At 67.2% G+C, this 22,598-nt stretch carries 15 protein-coding genes and 1 tRNA gene; 12 read left to right on the top strand and 4 right to left on the bottom strand.

What is annotated here, in order from left to right:
• Positions 1–21: 21 nt before the first annotated feature.
• From EDF58_RS04885 to EDF58_RS25775, 3 genes are all read right to left on the bottom strand, one after another.
• Complete coding sequence (locus tag EDF58_RS04885; protein ID WP_132263144.1) at positions 22–2,724, bottom strand: M1 family metallopeptidase; 2,703 nt, start codon at positions 2,722–2,724, stop codon at positions 22–24.
• 197 nt (positions 2,725–2,921) lie between these two features.
• Positions 2,922–4,865: an excinuclease ABC subunit UvrC gene (uvrC, locus tag EDF58_RS04890; protein WP_132263146.1), complete on the bottom strand. Its 1,944-nt coding sequence runs from the start codon at positions 4,863–4,865 to the stop codon at positions 2,922–2,924.
• Positions 4,866–5,011: 146 nt separating this feature from the next.
• The gene (locus EDF58_RS25775) at positions 5,012–7,672 is read right to left on the bottom strand and encodes a TonB-dependent receptor (protein WP_165921331.1); all 2,661 of its coding nucleotides are present in this window, start codon (positions 7,670–7,672) and stop codon (positions 5,012–5,014) included.
• Between the two features lie 355 nt (positions 7,673–8,027).
• Between EDF58_RS25775 and infA the strand changes: the two genes are divergently transcribed.
• The 11 genes from infA (at position 8,028) to EDF58_RS04950 (ending at position 21,121) form a co-directional block, all read left to right on the top strand.
• A complete protein-coding gene (gene infA, locus EDF58_RS04900; protein WP_132263148.1) occupies positions 8,028–8,273 on the top strand; it encodes a translation initiation factor IF-1 in 246 nt (81 codons plus the stop codon).
• 2 nt (positions 8,274–8,275) lie between these two features.
• Complete coding sequence (locus EDF58_RS04905; RefSeq protein ID WP_132263150.1) at positions 8,276–8,893, top strand: nucleoside triphosphate pyrophosphatase; 618 nt, start codon at positions 8,276–8,278, stop codon at positions 8,891–8,893.
• Positions 8,886–9,860, top strand: coding sequence for a ribonuclease E/G (locus EDF58_RS04910; protein ID WP_132263151.1), 975 nt, complete (start codon positions 8,886–8,888; stop codon positions 9,858–9,860). The genes EDF58_RS04905 and EDF58_RS04910 overlap by 8 nt, the downstream gene beginning before the upstream one ends.
• Entirely contained in the window at positions 9,857–10,090 is a 234-nt protein-coding gene (gene yacG, locus EDF58_RS04915; protein WP_243654074.1) for a DNA gyrase inhibitor YacG, read from the top strand. Before EDF58_RS04910 ends, yacG begins: the two co-directional genes overlap by 4 nt.
• A gap of 139 nt (positions 10,091–10,229) precedes the next feature.
• Positions 10,230–10,305 (top strand) — tRNA-Phe (locus tag EDF58_RS04920).
• 261 nt (positions 10,306–10,566) lie between these two features.
• Entirely contained in the window at positions 10,567–10,914 is a 348-nt protein-coding gene (locus EDF58_RS04925; RefSeq protein WP_132263153.1) for a hypothetical protein, read from the top strand.
• Positions 10,914–11,645 carry a cellulose synthase operon protein YhjQ/BcsQ gene (locus EDF58_RS04930; RefSeq protein ID WP_132263155.1) on the top strand — a complete coding sequence of 244 codons (732 nt, stop codon included), beginning with the start codon at positions 10,914–10,916 and terminating at the stop codon, positions 11,643–11,645. The genes EDF58_RS04925 and EDF58_RS04930 overlap by 1 nt, the downstream gene beginning before the upstream one ends.
• Positions 11,642–16,108 (top strand): UDP-forming cellulose synthase catalytic subunit, encoded by a 4,467-nt coding sequence (gene bcsA, locus EDF58_RS04935; RefSeq protein WP_132263156.1) that lies wholly within the window; start codon positions 11,642–11,644, stop codon positions 16,106–16,108. The genes EDF58_RS04930 and bcsA overlap by 4 nt, the downstream gene beginning before the upstream one ends.
• Positions 16,105–19,608, top strand: coding sequence for a cellulose synthase subunit BcsC-related outer membrane protein (locus EDF58_RS04940; protein WP_132263158.1), 3,504 nt, complete (start codon positions 16,105–16,107; stop codon positions 19,606–19,608). The genes bcsA and EDF58_RS04940 overlap by 4 nt, the downstream gene beginning before the upstream one ends.
• Positions 19,605–20,066: a hypothetical protein gene (locus EDF58_RS04945; protein ID WP_132263159.1), complete on the top strand. Its 462-nt coding sequence runs from the start codon at positions 19,605–19,607 to the stop codon at positions 20,064–20,066. Before EDF58_RS04940 ends, EDF58_RS04945 begins: the two co-directional genes overlap by 4 nt.
• A 32-nt stretch (positions 20,067–20,098) precedes the next feature.
• Entirely contained in the window at positions 20,099–21,121 is a 1,023-nt protein-coding gene (locus tag EDF58_RS04950; RefSeq protein ID WP_132263161.1) for a glycosyl hydrolase family 8, read from the top strand.
• 22 nt (positions 21,122–21,143) lie between these two features.
• Here the strand turns inward: EDF58_RS04950 and EDF58_RS25780 are convergent, their stop codons facing one another.
• Complete coding sequence (locus EDF58_RS25780) at positions 21,144–21,410, bottom strand: hypothetical protein (protein WP_165921332.1); 267 nt, start codon at positions 21,408–21,410, stop codon at positions 21,144–21,146.
• Here EDF58_RS25780 and EDF58_RS04955 point away from each other — a divergent pair.
• Positions 21,409–22,590 carry an efflux RND transporter periplasmic adaptor subunit gene (locus EDF58_RS04955; protein WP_132264138.1) on the top strand — a complete coding sequence of 394 codons (1,182 nt, stop codon included), beginning with the start codon at positions 21,409–21,411 and terminating at the stop codon, positions 22,588–22,590. The two genes, EDF58_RS25780 and EDF58_RS04955, sit on opposite strands and share 2 nt — an antisense overlap.
• Positions 22,591–22,598: the final 8 nt, after the last annotated feature.

The following is a 22,598-nucleotide window of genomic DNA, read 5'->3' on the forward strand; positions in this document are numbered from 1 at the left end:
ACCCCCCGGAATTGCGCCCCCTTACTTCGTCTTCTTCACCCAGGCCGCCACCTCGACGCGCTGGCGGGGACGATTGGCCAGACGCTCCTTGAGTCCGGTCAACGCCTGCACCACCGGCTTGGCCTCATCCGCAGGAAGCGTGGCGGCATAAGCCTCTATCTTGCCGACCATGTCCGGGTTCGTGCTCGACGCGACGATGCGCGCGAAGAAACGGGCGCGGCCGGAGTGCTCGATCAGCCCGTCGATCGCCTGCTGGTGCGCGCGAACGAAGTCGAACGTCATCTCCGGATGGGCGCGGCCGACCGTGGTGATGATCTGCGAGGCGCTGGTCGCATCGGGCGTGCCGGAAATGGCGAGCGCGAGAGCGTCCTTGGCGATCGCTTCGTCCCCGGCCATGCCAAGGTCCGTATAGTAGAGCTGGCGTTCCACGAAGCCGGTGGCCTTGGCGGCTTGCTGGCGCAGGAGATCCCAGTCGGCACGGTTGGCATTGGCCGCAGCCACGCTCAGCCAGGTGGCCTTCATCGGACCGTCAAGCGACTTGGGATCGGCGGCGAGCCCCTGGAGCCGGCGGCGCGCCTCGGCAACGACACGGGCGTCGCCGATCGTGCCGAGCGTGTCGATCAGCTGCGAGCGCAGCTTGGTGTCGGTAAGCGGCTCGCCTGCGACCGGGTCGAAGCCCAGCTTGTCCAGTCGCGGCGCCCAGGTCTTCGAAATCCGCGCGGCGAGCCTGGACTTGACCTTGGCATCGTCGAGCAGGCCGTAGACGCCTTCCCACTGGCCGATGACTTTGCCCGAAAGCGTGGCATCGGCCGTCGCGGGTACGGCCGACAGCAGGCGCAGGCCCGCCGCCATGTCCTGGTAACCCGCCAGCGACAGCGAAAGGTTGTCGCGCAGGAGGCCGTACTGGTCGATCGGCGCCAGCGACGCGAAACCGGAAACCAGCGCATCGAGCGCCTGGCCATCGTAGAGCGTCCGGTAATAGCCGAGCTGGCCTGCATTCACGAGCACGGCATCGCAGCTGTCCAGCGTGACGCTGTCGGTCCTGCCGGTCATGAGATGGCGCATGGGCTCCCCGTTTCCGGCGCGGATCAGCAGCGGCATGGGCCAGGTCGGCGTCTTGCCGCCGCGGGTCGAGGGATCGAGCGAGAAGGCGTCCTGTGTCAGGTCGAGGCGCGTCTTGCCGGCCGCGCAGGCGGATACCTTGACGCGCAGCAGCGGTACGCCCGGGGTATGGGTGAACGCCTCGGCGATCAGGTCCACGTCCTTGCCGCCCGCCGATTCCATGGCCGCCCAGAGGTCCTTGCTGACCGTGTTCGAATAGGCATGGCTGCGCATGTAGGTCTGCATGCCGGTGCGCCAGGTATCGGCGCCGACATAGTCCTCCAGCATCGAAATGACCGCCTGCCCCTTCTGGTAGGTGATCGAATCGAAGGCCTGCTCCATTTCGGAAACCGTGCGGACCTTCTGCACGACGGGGTGCGTGGTTGGCAGGGCGTCGAGCGCCATGGCGCCTTCGCGGCCGTCGATGCCGCCCAGCTTCCAGTTCCATTCCGGGTTGAAGTGATCGGTGACCTTGTCGGCCATCCAGCTGGCGAAGCCTTCGTTCAGCCAGATGTCGTCCCACCAGGCCATCGTCACGAGATCGCCGAACCACTGGTGCGCGGTTTCGTGCGCCTGCACGCTGTAGATGCTCTGCTTGCCGGAAGGGCTGGTGACGGCGGGATCGAGCAGCAGGATACGCTCGAATGTCATGATCGCGCCCCAGTTCTCCATGGCGCCGAAGAACTGCGAGGAGCCGGGCGCGGCAATGTTGTCCAGCTTGGGCAGCGGGAACTTCACGCCGAAATAGTCGTCGAACCAGGGAAGGATCTGGGCGAGGCCGTCACGCGCGTAGTCGGCCTGAGCGCCGCTGCCCGCGGGCGAAATGATGCCCACGTCCACGCCGTCCGCCGCCTTTTTCGCGGTCCGCTCGAAATCGCCGACACCGAAGAACAGCAGGTAGGAACTCATTTTCGGAGTCGTGCCGAACGTGACGCGCTTGAGCCCGCCCGCCAGCATTTCCTGCCCCTTCACCGGCATGTTGCTGATCGCCATGCGGTCTGCGGGGACGACGGCGGAAAGGTCGAAGGTCGCCTTGTAGCTCGGCTCGTCGAAGCTGGGCACGAAGCGGCGCGCGTCAGGCGCTTCGAACTGGGTGAACAGCCCGCGCACTTCGCCGCGATTGCCCGCGCCGGTGCGCTTGTCGGGATAGTCGAGCGCGAAGAAGCCGGAGGGCTGAGTGCCGATCTTGCCGGCATAAGTCACATCGAGGCGGTATTTGCCGGGCGCGAGCCTCTTGCCGGCGGCGAAGCGCAAGGTCTGCGCGTTCTCGTCGGCGCTCGTCTGGAGCGGAAGGGCGACGCCGTTGGCGGCAACCAGGCTGGCGGACGAGACCGCCAGGCCATTGCCGTGCAGCGTGAGTGCGTCGGTGGCGGTGAAGACGGTGAGGTCGATCGAGGCGATGCCGCTGAAGGTCAGTGCCTTGGCATCGGGGGTCACTTCGATGCGGTAGTGGCTGGGCCGGGCGTTGCGCGGCAGGTCGCTGGGGACGGTTTCGGCCAGCGGCACGGCCTCGCCCGAGGCGGCCGGAGGAACGGCGGCAGGTGCTGCGGCGAAGGCCCGCGCGGAAACGACAAGGGCAATCACGGCGCCGGCCGTGGCGAGATTACGCAAGGAAGAACGCATGAGGGGCTGAAGCTCCGGAAATCGGCTTTGTTGCGGATGCGCAGGGTTGCCCCGCGCGCCAGCGGATGCGCGCGTCCTAGCGCGAACGTCGCCGCAGTGTCACGCGAGGCTCATGTCGTTCGTCGATGGGAATCGGCTGTTGGTCCTTCGGCGCGGAGGGTGGGGCCGCGGCTATCGGCCTCCTTCGCAGCGCCCCGTCAGCCGTTCGGATGATAGAAATCGTAGATCGTCTGTGCCACCGCCGCGCTGACGCCGGGCGCGCGCTGGAGGTCTTCCAGGCTGGCCGCGCGCACTTTGCCGGCGGTGCCGAAGTGCAGCAGCAGCGCGCGCTTGCGGGCCGGGCCGATGCCGGGAATTTCGTCGAGCGGGCTGGCGGTGATCGCCCGGCTGCGCTTGGCGCGATGCGCGCCGATGACGAAGCGGTGAACCTCGTCGCGCAGGCGCTGGAGATGGAACAGCAGCGGCGAGTTGACCGGCAGCATCTTTTCGCGCCCGTCGGGGAAGTGAAAGATTTCGCGCCCCTCGCGGCCATGGTTCGGCCCCTTGGCGATGGCGATGAGGTTCACGTCCTCGATGCCGAGTTCCTCCAGCGCGTCCTTCACCGCGCTCATCTGGCCCTTGCCGCCGTCGATCAGCACGAGGTCGGGCCACATACCGCTCTCGCGTTCGGGGTCCTCCTCCTGCACGCGCCCGAAACGACGGGTCATGACTTCGCGCATCATCGCGAAATCGTCGTTGCTCTGCGCCTCGCGGATGTTGAACTTGCGGTACTGGCTGGTCATGAAACCCTCCGGCCCCGCCACTACCATTGCGCCCACGGCCTTGGCGCCCTGAATATGCGAGTTGTCGTAGACTTCCACGCGCTGCGGCAGGTCCGGCAGTTCGAGGAATTCCGTCATCTCGCGCCAGATCTTCGCCTGAGAGCCACGCTCGGCCATGCGGCGGTCCAGCGCCTCCACGGCATTGCGCACCGCCTGATCCATCAGGCGGCGGCGGCTGCCGCGCTGCGGCACCGATATCTCGACTTTGCCGCCCGCCAGTTCGCGGAAGGCCTCGGCCATGAGTTCGGCCTCGGGCAGTTCGCGGTCGACCAGGATGGTGCGCGAGGGCGGCACTTCCTCGTAGAACTGGGCGAGGAAGCTCTGGAACACTTCTTCCTCGGACAGGCCTTCGGTATGCGTCGGGAAGAAGGCGCGGTGGCCCCAATTCTGGCCGCCGCGAATGAAGAAGGCCTGCACGCCGATCTGGCCGTTCTTGCAGGCCATGGCGAAGATGTCGGCGCTGTCCATGCCTTCGGCGTTGATGGCCTGGCTACCCTGGATGAACGTGGCCGCGCGCAAGCGGTCGCGCAGCATGGCCGCGCGCTCGAAGTCCAGCGAGGCCGCGGCTTCGGCCATCTGGCTCTCGATCTTCTTCTGTACCGCGTTGGACTTGCCGCCAAGGAAGTCCTTGGCTTCCTTCACGAGTTCTCCGTAGCCTGCCTCGTCGATCCGGCCGACGCAAGGCGCGGAGCAGCGCTTGATCTGGTAGAGCAGGCAGGGCCGGTCGCGCCGGGAGAAGAAGCTGTCGGTGCAGCTGCGCAGGAGGAACAGCTTCTGCAGGGCGTTGATCGTGGTGTTCACCGAACCGGCGCTGGCGAAGGGGCCGTAATAATTGCCCTTCATCTTGCGCGCGCCGCGGTGCTTCATGATGCGCGGGAACTCATGTTCGGACCGCAGCAGGATGAAGGGGAACGACTTGTCGTCGCGCAGCAGCACGTTGTAGGCGGGGCGAAAGCGCTTGATGAGCTGCGCTTCCAGCAGCAGCGCCTCGGCCTCGGAATTGGTGGTGACGATGGTCATGCTGCGCGTCTGGCTGACCATGCGCTGCAGGCGGCCGGGCAGCCGCTCCCACTGGGTATAGTTGGCGACGCGGTTCCTCAGCACCCGCGCCTTGCCGACATAGAGCACATCCCCGCGCGCATCCTGCATGCGGTAGACCCCGGGCTTGGCGGGCAGAGTCCGCAAGGTTTCCCGGATCGCCTCGACCCCCTGCTGGAGATCGGGCTGTTCGGAGCCGCGCAGGGTGAAAGTCGCCCGCTCCTCGTTGAAGCGTTCGGTGCCTTGGGGGTGTTCGGGAGTGCCGGCAGGTGTTCGCGCCATCAGGGCCAGATAGAGATTGAACGGCCGAAGGGGAAGCGGTCTGCGAAGGGGATTTCACCGTCGTCCCGGATCTCCCGCCGCTGGCCGATGGGCGGCGTTCGCCGCCGGGCCGATGGCCGGCAGGCCAGTCCGGGACGACGGCTTGATCAGAACATCTTGCGGAAATCGATGCCCAGCACCCTGCCCTGCGGCTCACGATAGGCCGCCTGGTAGGCGATCGGCACTTCGCCGTTCTGGTCTGTGACCTTCTGCCGCGAATCCAGCAGGTTGTCCGCCACGAGCGACAAGCGCGTGCCCTTGAGGAACGGCACTCTGGCCACGAGATCGGCATTCTTTCCCAGATCCGCGAAAATGCGGAGCTTGACGTCGAACGTGCTGCCGAAGCGCAAGTCCGAGCTGCCCGGCAGGCCGGTGCCGTCCACCCGCGTCGGCGCGTCCCATTCGGCCTTGAGGCGGAAACCGTAGCCGTTCTTGAACATGCCGCCTTCGGCCTCGATCGCATGGCGCGGGACGCCGCCCGCCGTCAGGGCCTCGCCGTTGAGCTGGTCCAGTTCCGGCACGCCGTCGGCGATCTTGACGCGGTCGGTGAAGCGCCAGGTATGATAGACCGACAGGTTCCAGCGGCCGCCCTTGCCGCCAGGGCCGCCGGGACCGCCCGGCGGTGGACCGCCGCCGCCGGGACCGGGCCCGCCGCCGCCTGCCTGGTGGCCACCACCGGAAGCGCCGCTACCGGAAGCGCCCGAGGGACGAGCGCCGCCGTCACCACCGCGCGCTGCGCCCGGAGGCGGAGGCCCGCCGAATGCACCCTGCCCGCCGCCGGTCTCCTTCTTGCCGAGATTGCCCGAGAGATTGAGCCCCCAGCGGATACGCGAACTCGTCTCCTCGTCGAAGGTCACCGCGCGCCGGTCGACGTAGACGAGGTTTCCGGAGGCATCGCGCTGCACCCGATCTGGGAACGCCGCCTCCACCGCCGAAGTCAGCATGGGGAAAGATTCGCTGACGTTCGAGGAGCGGTTGTGGAAGTATTCCAGGATGAGGTTGGAGCGCTCCATGAAGGGCAGTTCCCAGGTCGCCGAGAGCTTGATGTCGCGCTGGGTTTCCTTGCGCAGATCCTGATTGCCGCCGGTCAGCACGGTCACGAGCGCGGTGGAATTCGTGGTGAAATCGTAGACCGAGACATTGTAGGTCAGCACGCTCGGCGCGCCCAGCTGCGCCAGGGTCGGCGCTTCCTGGTCCACCAGGTAGCTTGCCTGGAAAGTCAGCTTCTCGGTGGGAGACCAGGTGAGTCCGGCGCTCCAGTCGGTCAGCGTGCCGAAGTCCGACAAGTGGTTCAGTCCAGCACTGACGTTGAGCGCGAGATCGCCGATGCCGCCGAGGAAATCGCCGCGGCTGGTCAACGGGATCGCCAGGTTGACGCCGCCCGAGACATCGCCGCGCGTCAACGTGCTGGCGGCGGAGGTATCCGAATGAGTCTCGCTCTGCACCCGGCTGAAATCGTAGCCGCCCTTGAAGGTCAGGTTGGCATCGCCTGCCGGCATGATGAAGGGCGTGCCGGAGAGAGTGGCCAAGGAACTGAGCGAGAGCGTGCGGCTGCGCGCGGTGTCCACGCCCGCCCCGGCAACCACGGGCAGCGCGCCGGCAATGTCGAGCGTACCGGCCGCAGCCGCATCCTGAAGCCCCGTCAGGTCGCGCTTGCGATCGGTGCGCGTGCCGGCATCGGTATAGCTGCCGTCACCGGTGACGTTGAACATCCAGCGGCCGACCATGGTGTTGTAGCCCAGCCCCGCCTCGAACGTGTCGGTAACGACGCGCGAGGTCAGCGGATCGGGCAGAGTGCGCACTTCCTGGCTGCCGGCAGGCGACGTCAGCGTCACCGTGTCGAGCCCCGAAAGCGAGGTCGATACTTCGTGCGTGAAGGCGCCGTTCGCGGTGATCGATCCGGCCATGCCCTTGTCGCCAAGGTTCTGCGTCATGTTGCCGCCCACCGTGAACTCGGAATCGGCGGCTGCCAGACTGCGATAGCGCGCCGGCTCGGGATCGCCGGCCACCGTGGGCTGCGATCCGTCCTCCTGCCGCACATTGCGCTCGTCCTCGGTGAGCATCGACGTGTCGGTATACTTCGCGTTGAAATTGTACCGCCGCGGCCCGGCGATCTTCACGATGCCGCTTTCCAGCTCGTAATTGTCGTAGCCGCCGCGCGTGGGATTGTTGAACTCTCCGGCGACGGTGGTGGCCGAGAACTTGTCCTTGAGGATGAGATTGACGACGCGCTGGTTCGCCGGATAGCCGAAGCGCAGCGCCACTTCCTCGGGCAGCACTTCCAGCTTGCGGATCGCCTCCGGCGGGATGTTGCGCATCTCGCGGAAGCTGGTGATGCGCTGGCCGTTGACGAGAATGACCGGCGTACCGCTGCCGCGCCCTCGCCCGCTGCCCGTCTGCGGCGAGATCGCATCGATCAGGTCTCCGATCGAGTCCACGCCGTAAGCGGCGATGTCGTCCTCGTCGAACGTGGCGATCGGCTGGTTGGGAACGTCCAGCTGGCCCAGGATGCGCGGGGCGACGACGACGATGTCCCCCCCGGTCACTTCCAGCGGATCGTCGTCCTTGTCCTCGTCCGGCGGCACCGATGCGTCACTGGGGTTCACAGCCGCGGCGATCCCGGCGCCGGCAACGGCCGTGCTGGTGGCGGCGCTGGTCATCATCGCGGCCTCTGCACCTACCGGCGAAGCCGGGACGACCTGCGCCTGGGCCAGCGCCGGCAGGCACACGCCGGCAAACAGTGGCCCAACCCATGGGACCAGATGCACGCACCGCAAATCAAACCTCCGATTGAAAAAGATATTTCCCGCCAATGAGCCTTGTTCTCGGCCCGCTGCGCTGATGCCGCGACTGCGAACATGCCGCAAGGTCGGGGCGGGTAACTTTTTGTCGCAACAGAATATGCATTTGTCGCAGGACAGTTCCGGAAGCGTTCGGCCAACTATTCGCAGGCGCATCCGCCCAAGCGACATGTCGTGTGCGGCATTTCTGAAACGACAACCGGCGAAAACGGGCTATCTGCTGGCCCCGTTCAAGAGTTCGCCAAGCAAGGCTTCCATTTTCGACGAGTCGTGGTTATGGCGCGCCCCAATCATGCAGCAGGCTTACGGGTATTGATCGCCAATGGCGAAAGAAGAACTCCTTGAAATGCGTGGCCGGGTCATCGAACTCCTGCCGAATGCGATGTTCCGCGTTGAGCTGGAAAACGGCCACGAGATCCTCGGGCATACCGCCGGCAAGATGCGCAAGAACCGCATCCGCGTGCTGGTCGGCGACGAGGTGCTCGTCGAGCTGACCCCTTACGACCTTACCAAGGGCCGTATCACCTACCGCTTCATGCCGGGTCGCGCTGGCCCCGGTCAGTACTGATCGTGGCCCCTGCCGAAAACGCCTCCGCAGCCCGGCACGACCCGCAACTGGTCCTCGCCTCGGCCAGCCCGCGCCGCCGCGAGTTGATCGCGCGGCTGGGCATCGTTCCCCACGCCATCATCGCTGCCGATATCGACGAGGCGCACGGAGACCGCGAGGTTCCTCGCGAATATGCACGCCGCATGGCGCGGGAGAAGGCACTCGCCGTGGTGCTTCCGGCCGAAGCCGGCGATGCTCATGTCCTGGCAGGCGACACCGTCGTCGCCTGCGGCCGCCGTATCCTGCCCAAGGCAGAGGACGAGGCAACCGCGCGCGCCTGTCTGGCCCTCCTCTCCGGCCGCCGCCACCGCGTGCTCTCCGCCATCGCGCTCAAATCGCCCGACGGCACGCTTCGCGAAAGGCTGTCGGAAACGATCGTGCGCTTCAAACCGCTGACGAAGCAGGAAATCGACGCCTACATCGCCGGCGGCGAGTGGGACGGCAAGGCGGGCGGCTATGCCATCCAGGGCAGCGCCGAGGGCCTCATCGCCGCGATCACCGGCAGCCATTCCGGCGTCGTCGGCCTGCCCTTGTTCGAAACCCGTGCACTGCTGCAGGCAGCGGGCTTCGCGATTGGCTGAGTGGCTCGTCGAGGACGGGATCGGCGAGAGCCGCGCGATCCTGGTCGAGAATGGCGAGGTCCTGGCTGCCCGGCTGCAATGGCACGGCCGCCTCGCCCCCGGTGAAGTGGCCGACGCGGTGCTGCTCTCCCGCACGAAGGGCGCGCGGCGCGGCACGCTTCGCTTCGCTTCCGGCGAAGAAGCGCTGGTCGACGGCCTGCCGCCGGAAGCCAGCGAGGGCGCCACGCTGCGTGTCGAAGTGACACGCGCGGCCATGGCGGAAACCGGCCGATTGAAGCGCGCGCAGGCGCGGCCCAGCGCCGCGCCGATCCGTCCCGCGCCGACACTCGCGGAATCGCTGCGCGGCGGTGGCCTCCCGGTCCGCACGCTCCGCGCCTTTCCGCAAGACCCCTGGCCGGAGCTTTTCGCCGAAGCGCTGGACGGCGAACTGGCCTTCGACGGCGGCGCGATCCTGGTGATCCCTACTCCGGCGATGACCCTGATCGACATCGACGGCACCCTCCCCCCGCGGGCCCTGGCGCTGGCGGCGATCCCCGCGATCGCGCGCGCCGTGGGCCTGCTGGACCTTGGCGGCTCGATCGGCATCGATTTCCCCTCGCTGGAGCGCAAGGAAGACCGACGCGCGGTGGACGAGGCGCTGGCCGCGGCGCTGGACCACTGGCCGCACCAGCACACGGCGATGAACGGGTTCGGCTTCGTCCAGCTGGTGGCGCGGCTGGAACGGCCCTCGCTGCTCCACCGCCTGCGCCACGAACCGGCCGGCGCCTGTGCGCGGCTACTCCTGCGGCAGGCCGAACGCGTCCAGGAGCCCGGAACGCTCCTGCTGACCGCCCATCCGCGCGTCCGCGCCAAAGTGCGGCCGGAATGGGAAGCCGAACTGGCACGGCGCACCGGTCGCGTGCTGGCCTGGCGCGAAGAGCCGGGCCTTGCACTGGCGGGCGGTTTCGCGCAGGCGATCACCTCATGAGCGACGATACAAATCCAAGCACGGCCAAAACCGCGGGCCAAGGCGCTGCCGGCAGGCCCAATCGCAAGTGCCCGATCTGCGGAAAGCCGCGCGCGGTCGAACATACGCCCTTCTGCTCCAAGCGCTGCCGCGACCGCGATCTGCTGCAGTGGCTGGAAGACGGCTATGCCCTTCCCGGCCCGCCCGCGCCTCAAAATCCGGACTCGGACCTTTATCCACAGGACGATTGAAATGATCGTGCCATTTTAGGGTTGCCAAGCCGGTTCATGTTCTTCATAGGCCCGCCACCAGCAGCGAACGGCCGCCTCGGCAGCCGAAAAATTCGCTGAAAAGCTTGGTCTCGCACGATGACCAAACTCGGTTTGGTAAGCCCGGGTAGCTCAGTTGGTAGAGCACATGACTGAAAATCATGGTGTCGGCGGTTCGATCCCGTCCCCGGGCACCACTCTCTCCGGAGGGTGGTGCCTTTTCCTTTTGGGCCTCCCCTCACATAGCCTCTGGACATCTCCGTTAGCTTTCTCGCATTAGTGAGGGGCGTACCCGCGCGCGTGTTCCAAAGTGAACATATGTATCCTCGCGGTGACAGAATTGCGGGCCGAATCGAAAAATAAACTGCGATTGCAGGATTTTCGGACCGGGATTTCACGTATAAATACGATGTTAACCATTAGTTGTCAGTCCTGTTCGGGCAACAACGGGGATTGTCATGCGCATTGATGCCAGGAATTTGCTGGACCGCTTGGGCCGCAACGAATTCGCGTACAAGGAATTCGAGGATCGCTTTTCCGACCTCGAACTCTGGCCGATCCTCGAAGCCCTGTTGCGCGATCCACGCCTTCAGACGCTCGACCAGACGGCTGCCGAAGCGCCGCCTGTCGAGACGGAAAATTCCGACCCGGAACTCGCAGCGGAGCCGCTGAAGAACCTCTTCAGCCGCTATGAGCAACATTCTGTTTCACCATCGATTGCAAAATCAGTTGTTGAAGAGCCCGTTCGCGATGTACGAGCGATGTTGCGCCATTTGTCGGACCTTGGCGCCCGGGGGGAAATCTGATGCCGATGATCGTCTGTCACGGTCCCAAGGGGGGGACCGGGAACACTTTCGTTGCCGCTCATCTGGCGATGGGTCTGTCGGCGCAGGGCGCGGACGTGACCGTGGTGAGCGTCGCCGCGCGCGATTCCCTGCCGCTTCACTTCGGCCTTTCTCCCGCCACTTCGCTTCCCGCGATCACCGCGCCGGCCGACGAGGCGGTGCTGGTGGGCGGCATCAACTTGCGTAGCTGGCGCCGCGCGGCCGAGGATCTCGACTTCGTGCCGATGCTGAACGAGCTGGGTTACTTCCAGCCCGGCAAGGAACGCGTCCTGGTCGTCGACGTGCCCTCCGGCGACACGCGCCTGGCGCGCCGCCTGATCGAACACGCCTGCGCGCACGTCTGCACCATCAATGCCCAGCCCGACACCCTGGCCCTGCTGCCGCAGGTCTTCGGCGAGGCCGGCCCCGAGGGCCTGGCGCGCACCGCTTTCGTGATCAATGCGCTCGACGAAACGCGCCGCCTTGGCCGCCACGGCGCCGCCTTCATCCGCGAGCTGGCCGGACAGCGCCTGATCGGCCGCATCCGCATGGACGAAGCCGTGCCCGAAGCCATCGCCACCTTGCAGATGCTCGGCCGCTACGCGCCGGCCAGCGTGGCCCTGGCGGACGTGAAGCAGATCGCGGAGGCCATCGCGCCCACCCTCGATTCCACCACCAACAGCTGGGTCGCGCCGGTGAGCCTCGCCGCATGATCCGAAATCTCGTTTCGCACCGCGCCGTCAGACTTCTGGCGATCGTTCCGATCGCCCTGATCGCGGCCATGGTGATCGGGGTCCCTCTCGACACCAATGCCCAGTGGATGTTCGCGGGCGTGACGATCCTGGGAACGCTGGTGATGAAGCGCTGGCCCGGCCGCAAGGGCGCGCTCGCGCTCGGGCTGCTGGCCGTGCTCATGTCCACGCGCTACATGTTCTGGCGCACGACGCAGACGCTGGCTTTCGGCACCCTGCCCGAATTCCTGTTCGGCACCGGGCTCTACCTGGCCGAACTCTACGCCTGGGTGATCCTCATCCTCGGCTTCATCCAGACGAGTTGGCCGCTGGACCGCCCGGTGATCGAGCCCAAGGGCGATCCCGAGACCTGGCCCACCGTCGACATCTACATCCCTACCTATAACGAAAGCCTGGAGATCGTGCGCAACACGGTCTTCGCGGCGATGGACCTCGACTATCCGGTCGACCGCTACCGCATCTTCATCCTCGATGACGGCAAGCGTCCCGAATTCCGCGCTTTCGCCAAGGAAGCCGGCTGCGGCTACCTGACGCGCGACAACAACCTTCACGCCAAGGCGGGCAATCTCAACGCGGCGATGAAGAAGACCGACGGCGAGCTGATCGCCATCTTCGACTGCGACCACGTTCCCACCCGCGCCTTCCTGCAGCTGACCGTGGGCTGGTTCCAGACCGACCCGCGGCTCGCGCTGCTGCAGACGCCGCACCACATGTATTCGCCCGATCCCGTGCAGCGCAACCTGGCCTCGACCATGGGTGACATGCCCGGCGAGGGCGATCTGTTCTACGGCGCGGTCCAGGGCGGCAACGACCTCTGGAACGCCACCTTCTTCTGCGGCTCCTGCGCGATCATCCGCCGCGAGGCGCTGATGGAAACCAACGGCTTCGCGGGCGAGACCGTGACCGAGGACGCCCATACCGCGCTCAAGCTGCAGCGCACCGGCTGGAACACCGCCTATATCAGCGCCCGCCTTTCGGCCGGCCTGGCCACGGAGCGCCTCGTGCTCCACGTCGGCCAGCGCATCCGCTGGGCCCGCGGCATGACGCAGATCCTGCGTATCGACTTCCCGCTGACCGGCAAGGGCCTCACCTGGCAGCAGCGGCTTTGCTACCTCAACGCGATGCTGCACTTCCAGTATCCGCTGCCCCGCATCGCCTTCCTGACCAGCCCGCTCGCCTACCTGATCTTCGGCCAGAACATCATCCAGGCTTCGGCCTCGCTGATCTTCGCCTATGCCATGCCGCACCTGTTCTGCTCCTCGATCGCCAACGAGCGCACGCAGGGCGGAGACCGCCGCCCCTACTGGGGCGAAGTCTACGAAACGATTCTGGCCTTCCACCTCGTGAAGCCCACGGTCATGACCTGGCTGCAGCCCCGCAAGGGCAAGTTCAACGTGACCGACAAGGGCTCGCTGCTCGACAAGACCTATTTCGACTGGGCGATCGTGCGGCCGCATCTCGTCTGCATCGGCCTGCTGGTGGGCGGCATCCTGCTCGCCGTCGTGAAATGGGCCTTCTTCCCCTACATGTTCAACATCCAGACCGATACGCTGGTGCTGAACTGCGCCTGGGCGACCTTCAGCCTCATCATCCTGCTCGCCGCCGTCTCGGTGGCGCGTGAGACCCGGCAGGCGCGGCAGGACATTCGTATTCCGGTCTCGCTGCCGGTCACGGCCTACCTCGCTTCCGGCCATGTCGTCAGCGCGACCACCATCGACATCTCGATGGGCGGCGCCGCGCTCTCGCTGCCGCCGGAACTGCCGCTGCGCGATGTCGAGGTGACGCACATCACCATGGCCATGGGCGACGAAGTGCTCTCGATCCCGGTCAAGACCATGCGCACCCGCTCCAGCAATGCCTACGTCCGCTTCGAACAGCTGGACATGCTGGCGAACCGCCACCTCGTGCGCGCCGTCATGGGCCGTGCCGACGCCTGGCAGCCCACCGGCCCCAACCCGCAAGTCAGCGCGCTTCGCTCGCTGGCAGATATCATTCTTGTCGACATGGTAACGATCAAGCGCATGCTGCGTCTCAATTTCTCCGAACGTCGGCAAATGGCCGAGATCGCTGCCCGTATGCCGGCCCTGCCCGCCCCCGCGGTGACGAAGGAAGCCAAGGGCATGCGTTCGCTGCTGCCGCTGGCCAAGGCGGCCGGCGTGGCCGCCGCGCTTGCGCTGGGCGTAGCCACGGTGCTGTTCGGCAGCCAGGAAGTTCACGCCGCGCCGACCCGGTCCGCAGCGGCGCCTGCGCAGGAAACCGCCGCGAACGGACCGGCCGACGCCGCCGCCCCGCCGCGCAGCGGGCTTGGGGAGCGCCTGACCTTCAAGGACATGCGCGTCACCAGCCCGATCCGCCTCCAGGGCACCCAGGGCGAAATCGGCATTCCCTTCGGCATGCGCCAGGACCGCGTCGTGACCTCGGCCGTGCTCACGCTGCAACTCTCGTGGTCCGCCCAGATGCTGGACGACATCAGCCAGCTGGTGGTGATCGTGAACGGCGAAGTGGTCCAGGCCGTGCCGCTGACCCGCGGCGAGGCCGGCGGCCACGTCCTGCGCATCCCGATCAACGCCGCCCTGCTCCTGCCGGGCGACAACCAGCTCAACATCCGCTTCCTGGGGCACTACGCGCGCGATTGCGAGGATCCGTTCCACAGCTCGCTCTGGGCGAACATCAGCAATACCCGCTCGTTCCTCGAGGTCGAATACCAGGCGCTGACCTTCCAGCCCGACCTCTCGCGCCTGCCGCTGCCGTTCTTCGACAAGGGCCAGAACGTGCCGCTGCGCATGCCCTTCGTGTTTGCCGGGCAGCCGCACAAGGGCGAGCTTGAGGCCGCAGCCGCCACGGCATCCTGGCTCGGCTCGCTGGCCTCCTATCGCGGCTTCTCGTTCAAGCCGGTCTACGGCTCGCTGCCCAAGGGCAATGCCGTGGTCTTCCTCAAGGCAGGTCAGTCGATCCCCGGCCTGGACATCGCACCCGCGACCGGTCCCAGCGCCGCGGCCGTGCGCAACCCGGTCGATCCCACCGGCACCCTGCTGGTGCTGATGGGCCGGGGCGACGCCGACCTGCGCATCGCTGCCGGTGCCGTGGCCCTGGGCCGCGGCGTGTTCGGCGGACAGCGCATGTCCTTCGACGGCGTGCGCATCCCCGCCTGGCCGCGTTACGGCGCCTTGCGCTGGATCTCGACCGACAAGCCGGTGCAGCTGGGCAAGATCATGCCCGCTTACGCACTGCAGGGCATGGGCTTCCGTCCCGGCCCGCTCACCGCCAGCTTCCGCGTCGCGCCGGACTTGTTCTTCTGGCCCCGCGAAGGCGGCCGCCTGAACCTGACCTACCGCTATCCCACGGCCGACTGGCTCGACCAGCGCGCCTCGCGCCTCGATGCCTCGCTCAATGGCCAGTACCTCAAGACGCTGCCGCTCAGCTCCACCTGGTGGACCAACCTGTTCGGCGCGCGCGGCGCCAAGAGCGAAGACTCCTCGGCCACGGTCGTGCTGCCGCGCTACAACCTGTTCGGACAGAACGAGCTGGCGCTCGACTACAACCTCATCATCGCCGACAAGAAGAAGTGCACCGGCACTCTTCCCGAGAACGTGCGCACGTCGATCGACCCCACCAGCACGATCGACCTGACTTCGGCCTACCACGCGATCCTCATGCCCGACCTGGCGACGTTCGCCGGCGCCGGCTTCCCCTTCACCGCGGCGCCCGACCTTGCCGAAACCACGGTGGTGATGGCTGCCAATCCCTCGCCCTCCTCGGTCGAGGCCTTCCTCGCGCTGATGGGCCGCTTCGGTGACTCCACCGGCGTTCCGGTGACCGGGATCACCGTCAGTTCCTCGGCCAGCGCCAGCGAGCTGCAGGACCAGGACGTGCTGGTCGTGGGCGGCGTGGAGCTGGCCTCGGCCGGCTCGCTGTTCGACAAGGCGCCGGTGCGCTACGTCGGCGGCCACCTCGAAGTGACCGAACGCTCGCCCCTGCAATATGCCACCTCGTTCTTCGGCGGCACCGAGCGCAACGACCCGATGGCCGCTGCACCGCTCGTCTACAATGCGCGGGGCTTCTCCGGGATCGTCAGCTTCCGCTCGCCCTACTCGTCCGACCGCACCGTGGTCGCGATGCTGGCCGACAACGCCGGCGCGCTGCCCACCCTGGTCGACGGCATGTCCGACGTGAAGATCAACGCCGCCATCCAGGGCGACCTCGCGGTGACCAAGGGCGACGGCATGACCAGCTTCGCCATCGGCGACCGCTACTGGGTCGGCTCGCTGCCGGTCTGGATGAAGCTGGCTTACTGGTTCAGCCAGCGTCCGATGCTGATGGGCCTGTTCTCGCTGTTCCTGGCCGCGATCCTCGCCGGCCCGACCTACCTCTACTTCCGTCGCCAGGCGCAGCGCCGCCTCGGCCACCAGGACGACAACGCATGAGTTCCGCGAAGACCCGCCTGCGCCTCGTCGGCCTGGCCCTGCTGCTCTCCACCGCGGCCGCCGGCGTAAGCCCGGTATCGGTTTATGCCCAGGCGGCCGGGGTAGACGCCCTGTTGCAGCAGGCGAAGTACTGGCGCTCCAAGGGGCGTGAGGATCTGGCCCAGCAGGCGCTGCGACGCGCCAAGGCGCTCGATCCAAACAGTGCCGCGGTGAACCAGGCGCTCAATGCCCGGCCCGCAGCCCCGAAGCCGGCGCCGCAGCCCGCTCCCAAGGCCGCGCCCGCACCGAGGCAGGCAGCCGCCCCGAAGCCTGCGCCGGCGCGCACGCCGGCCCCGCAGCCGGTGCAGCAGCAGCCCGCGCGCGTTGCCGCGGCGCCGACGCGCAGCACGCCGGCACCGACTTCTTCGGCCAATCGCGCCGGTCAGGCCCGCGTCGCGGGCTTCGACGCGTTGGAGGACGGCAATCTCGCTTCGGCTTCCAGCCAGTTCCAGCGCGCGCTTTCGGTCAATTCCCGCGACCCCGACGCCCTGGGCGGCCTGGGCCTCGTGCGCCTGCGCGAAAGCAATTTCGCCGAGGCGGCCAATTACCTCGAACAGGCCTCGCGTTACGGCAAGGCCAGCCAATGGGCCGAAGGCCTCGCCTCCGCGCGCTTCTTTGCCGGGCTGGCCGATGCCCGCAATTTCGTGGCCCAGGGCCGCCTTGCCGATGCACAGTCGGTGACCGAGGGCCTGATCCGCTCGGGCTACAAGGAACCGGCGCCCGCGCTCGAAATCCTGGCCGACATCTACGAGAAGCAGGGCCGCTACGCCGACGCCGCCGATCTCTACCGCCAGGCAGGCCAGGGCGGCGGTTCCGACGACAAGCGCCTGCAGATGCGCGCCGCCCGCGGCCGGGCCCTGGCCGCGGCCGCCAATGGCGATGACATGGGCGCCATGCGCGAGTTCCAGAACGGCCTCGTGCTCGATCCCACCGACCCGTGGATCCGCTACGAATTCGCCGAGTTCCAGATCCGCCGCGGCCGCATTCCCGAAGCGGAATCGCTGCTGCGCTCGCTGACCTCGATGGGCCAGCCCGACGCGCTCTACGCCGCCGCCCTGCTCAACAACGATCTCGGCCGCGCGCCCGAAGCCGCGCGCCTGATCGACATGATCCCAGAGGCACAGCGCACCGCACCGATGCGCACATTCGCCATCGGCGTGAAGAGCGATGCCGCGATCGCCCGCGCCAAGGCCATGGCCGCCAGCGGCCAACAGGCCCAGGCCCTCGCCTCGCTCCGCCAGCTTGGCGCCATGTCGGCCATTCCGGTGGGCAAGCAGGCCGCCGTCGCCAATGCCCTTTACGATCTGGGCGATGCCCAGGGCGCCGCCGCGGTGGCGGAAAACGCCATGCAGGGCCAGGTCACGGGGATTGCCGACTACGAGGGCCTCATCAGCGTCCTCGCCCGCGTCGGCCGCGACGATCTCGCGCAGCAGGCACTCCAGCGCGCCAGCGCCATGGCCGGCACTTCGGCCGAGGGCCAACAGGCCTATGCCCGCATGAACTCCGCCCTGCTCGTCAGCCAGGCAGACCGTTCGCGCCAGGCAGGCCGCTTCGCCGAGGCCTTCGACATCCTGCAGAGCGCCTGGAGCGCCTCTCCGCAGAACATGGACATCCTTGCCGGTCTCGCCCGCCTCTACCAGGGCGGCCAGATGCCCGCGCGCGCGGCCCAGACCTGGCAGCTCGTGCTGGCGCGCAAGCCCGGCGACAAGGACGCCCTGCTCGGGCTGGCCGAAACCGCGCAGGCGGCCGGGGACAACGATCTGTCCCGCCGCGCCCAGAACGACGTGCTCCGCGCCTTCCCGCAGGACTACCAGGTCCGCCTCTCGCTCGCCAATGTGGAGCGCGCGCGCGGCAATGACCGGGCAGCCATGAACCTGCTCAAGGATGCGCAGAACCTTTATGCGCGCGGCCAGGGCGGCACCTCGATCGAAGGTCTTGCCGGCGGCAATCCTTTCGCGGCCATGACCCCGGCCGGCGGCTCCAACCCGTTCCGGGGCCGCGCCGTCGCCGCGCCGCAGCCGGTCAACCCCTTCGCTCTGGGCGGCGGCACCCGCGTCCCGAGCGCGCCCGCCGCCAGCTATGGCTCGGCCGCAAGCTACGACGCACCTTCGAACTATGGCGCGGCACCCGCCTATGGCGCGCCCTCGGGCTACGGCGCCCCCGCCGTGGCCGCAGCGCCCTACCCGGCGGCCGGCAACGGCAGCTATGGCGGCAACACGTATGGTGGCGGCAGCTACGGAAGCGGACTGGCCGACGCGGGCATGGATGCAGGCTCGGCCACCGCTTACTCGGCCGATCCGGTCATGGCCCAGATCCAGTCGCAGATCGCCGACCTCTCCCAAGACAGCGGCCCCCGCGCCGACATCGTCACCGGATACCGCCGCCGCTCGGGCGAAGCGGGCCTCAGCCAGCTGGACGAGATCAAGGGTTCGGCCCGCTTCTCCACCGATGCGCCGGGCGGCCGGGTCTATGCCAAGGCGGAAGCCTCGGTGATCGATGCCGGACGGGCCAACCAGTCCGGTCAGGCACGGTTCGGCCTCAACGGCCTGATCGAGGCGGCGGCCATCGTCCTGGAACAACCCTCGGTCTTCCCCTCGGCCCAGACCCAGAACGCCTCGGGCGTCGCCTTCACGGCGGGTTACGAGAGCGACACCGTCAAGCTCGAAGGCGGCACCACCCCGGTCGGCATGGGCAAGACCAAGGCCACCTTCCACGCCGAAGCCTCGCCCAAGCTGTCCGAAACCGTGCGCGCCAAGGTCTTCGCGGAGCGCCAGCCCGTGACCGACAGCGTGTTGTCCTATGCCGGCACCCGCGATCCGGTGACGGGCATGCGCTGGGGCCAGGTCATGCGCTCGGCAGGCGGCGCCGGGCTTTCCTATTACGAGGATGGCAGCGGCGTCTACGCGGAAGGCCGCTACTACCGCTTCCGCGGCACCAACGTCGCCCGCAACGACGGTTTCGAGGCCAACGTCGGCGGCTACTTGCGCGCCTACCACGGCACGCATGCCAACCTCACCGTGGGCCTCAACGTGAACTACCAGGGCTACGACAAGAGCCAGAACTACTTCACCTGGGGCAACGGCGGCTACTTCAGCCCGCAGAACTTCATCAGCGTCGGCTTCCCGGTGAATTACACCATGGAAGACGAACTCTTCGATATCCGCGCCTCGTTCACGCCCGGTTTCCAAAGCTACAAGCAGGATCAGACCAACCTCTATCCGATCAACGACGAGTTGCAGGCTGCGCTCGACGTGCTGAAGGCGGCGAACAACGACGTGCGTTCCTACTACGACAGCATCAGCAAGACCGGCTTCGCCGTGTCGAGCGACCTGTCGATCTACTACAAGCTGAGCCCCACCACCCGCATCGGCGGCGAGGCCAGCTACAACACCTTCGGATCTTATGACGAGTTCCGGAGCTTATTGGGCGTGAGACAGAATTTCGGGAGCACCGGCCGATGAAACTTCACGCATTTCCCTCCCCTCGTTCCGAGGGCGAACAGAGCGGCGCAGGGGGCCTCGCGCTCTTCGCGATGATGGCCGCAGCCGAAGTCTGCGAAGGCGCACCTTCCGCGCAGGCGCAGGGTTTCTTCGCGGCCATAGGCCGGCGCATGGCGACGCTGGAGCCGCTGGAAGGCGTCAGCGATGCCGCCGTGCTCTGCGCCCGCATCAACGGCTTCTGGCAGGACCTGGGCTGGGGCGAGATCGAACTGGCCGTGGGTGACGATGCCATCGTCGTCCACCACCGCAACCTGCCCAAGGCCCTTGCCTCCGACCAGCAGGGCAGTTGGAACACGATGCTGCTGGGCTTGCTGCAAGGCGCCTACGATGCGTGGTTCCGCGTGCTCGGAAGCGGCCCGGCGCTGCACACGGTCGCCCAATGGCAGGGCGACGTGATCGAACTGCGCCACGGCCGCTGAGCCTTTCCGTCGATCAACGAAAGAGCATCGGCATGAATTTCCTTCTCGACACCGGCATCAACCGCCGCAACTTCTCACTGGGGCTGATGCTGGCGATGACGGCTGCCTGCAACACCGACGCGCAAAGCCGCGCACCCGTGCGCGACGCCAGCTGGCGCACCTGGCGCGACCTCTACGTCAATCCCGAAGGCCGTATCGTCGATACCGGCAACAACGGCATCAGCCATAGCGAAGGCCAGAGCTACGGCCTGCTTTTCGCCTACAAGGCAGGCGATACCGAGGCATTCGAACGGATCGCCGGCTGGACGCAGAGCCACCTCTCGCGCACCGACATGGCGCTCCATGCCTGGCGCTACGATCCCGCCTCGCCCAATCCGGTGGCCGACCAGAACAACGCCACCGATGGCGATCTCGTCATCGCTTGGGCCCTCGGCATGGCCGGGCAGCGCTGGAACCGGGGCGACTACACCGCCCGAGCCGCGCAGATCCGCTCCTCGATCCGCAGCCACTGCGTCGTCGAACGGCACGGCCGCCGCCTGCTGCTGCCCGGTGTCCAGGGCTTCGTGAAGGGCGAGGAAGTCACGCTGAACCTATCCTATTTCGCCTGGCCCGCGATGGACGCCTTTACCAAGCTCGACGGCCAGCAGGTCTGGGGTCCGATCATCAGCGATTGCGAGGCCATCACTCGCCTTTCCCGCTTCGGAACCCACCATCTGCCCAGCGACTGGGTGGTCATCAGCGCGCCCAACCAGGTCGCCCCGGCGCGGGACAAGCCCCCCCGCTTCGGCTACGACGCCATTCGCGTGCCCCTCTATGCCGCGCTCAGCGGCCGGCAGTCGCTGGTTCCGGACATTGCCGGCTACTGGCGCTCCTGCCTTGCCGCCAACAAGCCGATCCCGGCCTGGGTGGACGTGGTCACCGGCGAGGAGGCGAACTACGCCCTTTCGGCAGGCGGCGCCGCTGTCGTGGGCAAACTGCTTGGCAGCGCCCAGCCTTCGCAGCTCACCAACGACTATTACGCCGCCTCGCTCCAGATGCTCGCGCGGTACCAGTAGGGCGTTTCGGCCAATAGGACGTCTAGATCGGCTGGACATCTCGGACACCCCCGGAAACGGGGGTGTTTGACGTATAGGTGAGCCGAAAACGCACCAGAATCTTCGTATTTGGTCGCAAATTGTCGCACTTGCGAAAAGCCCGCTTGCGGGCGGCAACAATAGGCTGAATAGCTGCGCCGACACGACTTTTGACGGTGCGCGACTTGAAAATCACGTCTTCTTCCCCTGTGGCGGCTTCGCTGCCGCGCCTTTCCCTGCGTCTCTCTGCGAGCCGGGTGGCATTTGCCATGCTTTCCGCCGCGCTGCTCGCGGCCTGTTCCGGGGGGGAGAAGAAGGATGACAAGCGCGCAGCCCCGCAAGTGGGCTTCGTCGTCGTGGAGCCATCCTCGGTCGCCCTGGCCGTCACGCTGAGCGGCCGTACCGTCGCTTTCGAGACCAGCGAAGTCCGCCCGCAGGTCACCGGCGTCGTCGTCAAGCGCCTCTTCACCGAAGGCTCGATGGTCCGGGCCGGGCAACCGCTCTATCAGATCGACCCCAGCCTCTACCGCGCCGCCGTCAACCAGGCCGAGGCCGACCTGACCAGCGCCCGCGCCACCGCCGAAGCGGCATCCGCCAAGGCCCAGCGCTACAAGCCGCTGGCCGACATGGAAGCCGTCGCCCGCCAGGACTATATCGACGCGCTGGCCACCGCGCGCTCGGCCAAGGCCTCGATCGCCCAGAACGCGGCCACGCTGGACACGGCCAAGATCAACTTGCGCTTCACCACCGTGCCCGCGCCGATCAGCGGCCGCATCGGCCGCTCGCTCTCGACCGTCGGCGCGCTTGCCAGCGCCAGCCAGACCGACCCCCTGGCCGTCATCCAGCGCATGGACCCGATCTACGTCGACATGCAGCAGTCCGCCTCCGATCTCACCGCACTGCGGCGGAAGCTGGCGGCCGGCGGCGTCAATCCCGGCAGCACGCAAGTCCACCTCAAGTTCGACGACGGATCGCAATATGCCCTGCCAGGCACCGTCCAGTTCTCGGAAGTGACCGTCGATCCCGACACCGGCACCGTCACCCTGCGCGCCAGCTTCCCCAATCCGGACGGCCTGCTGCTGCCCGGCATGTTCGTTTCCTCGGTGTTCGATCAGGCCACCGATCCCAACGCGTTCCTCATCCCCCAGAATTCGGTCCAGCGCGATTTCGACGGTTCGGCCTATGTCATGGTCGTCGGCACCGACAACAAGGCCGCGCGCCGCAAGGTCACCGCCGATCGCACGCAGGGCGTGAACGCCGTGGTCACGGCCGGCCTGAAGAAGGGCGACAAGGTCATCGTTCAGGGCCTCAATGGCCTCAAGCAGGGCGCGGATATCACGCCGGTCGCGGCGTCGAGCGCGCAGACCATCGCCCCGCCTTCCGGCAAGTCCGGTGAAGGCAAATCCGGCGGGGCGAATGCCGGCGGCCGGCCCGCCGCCAAGGGGAACTGAGCCACCCC

Source organism: Novosphingobium sp. PhB57 (genome assembly GCF_004342985.1).
In the GTDB taxonomy this organism is placed as follows: Bacteria; Pseudomonadota; Alphaproteobacteria; order Sphingomonadales; family Sphingomonadaceae; genus Novosphingobium.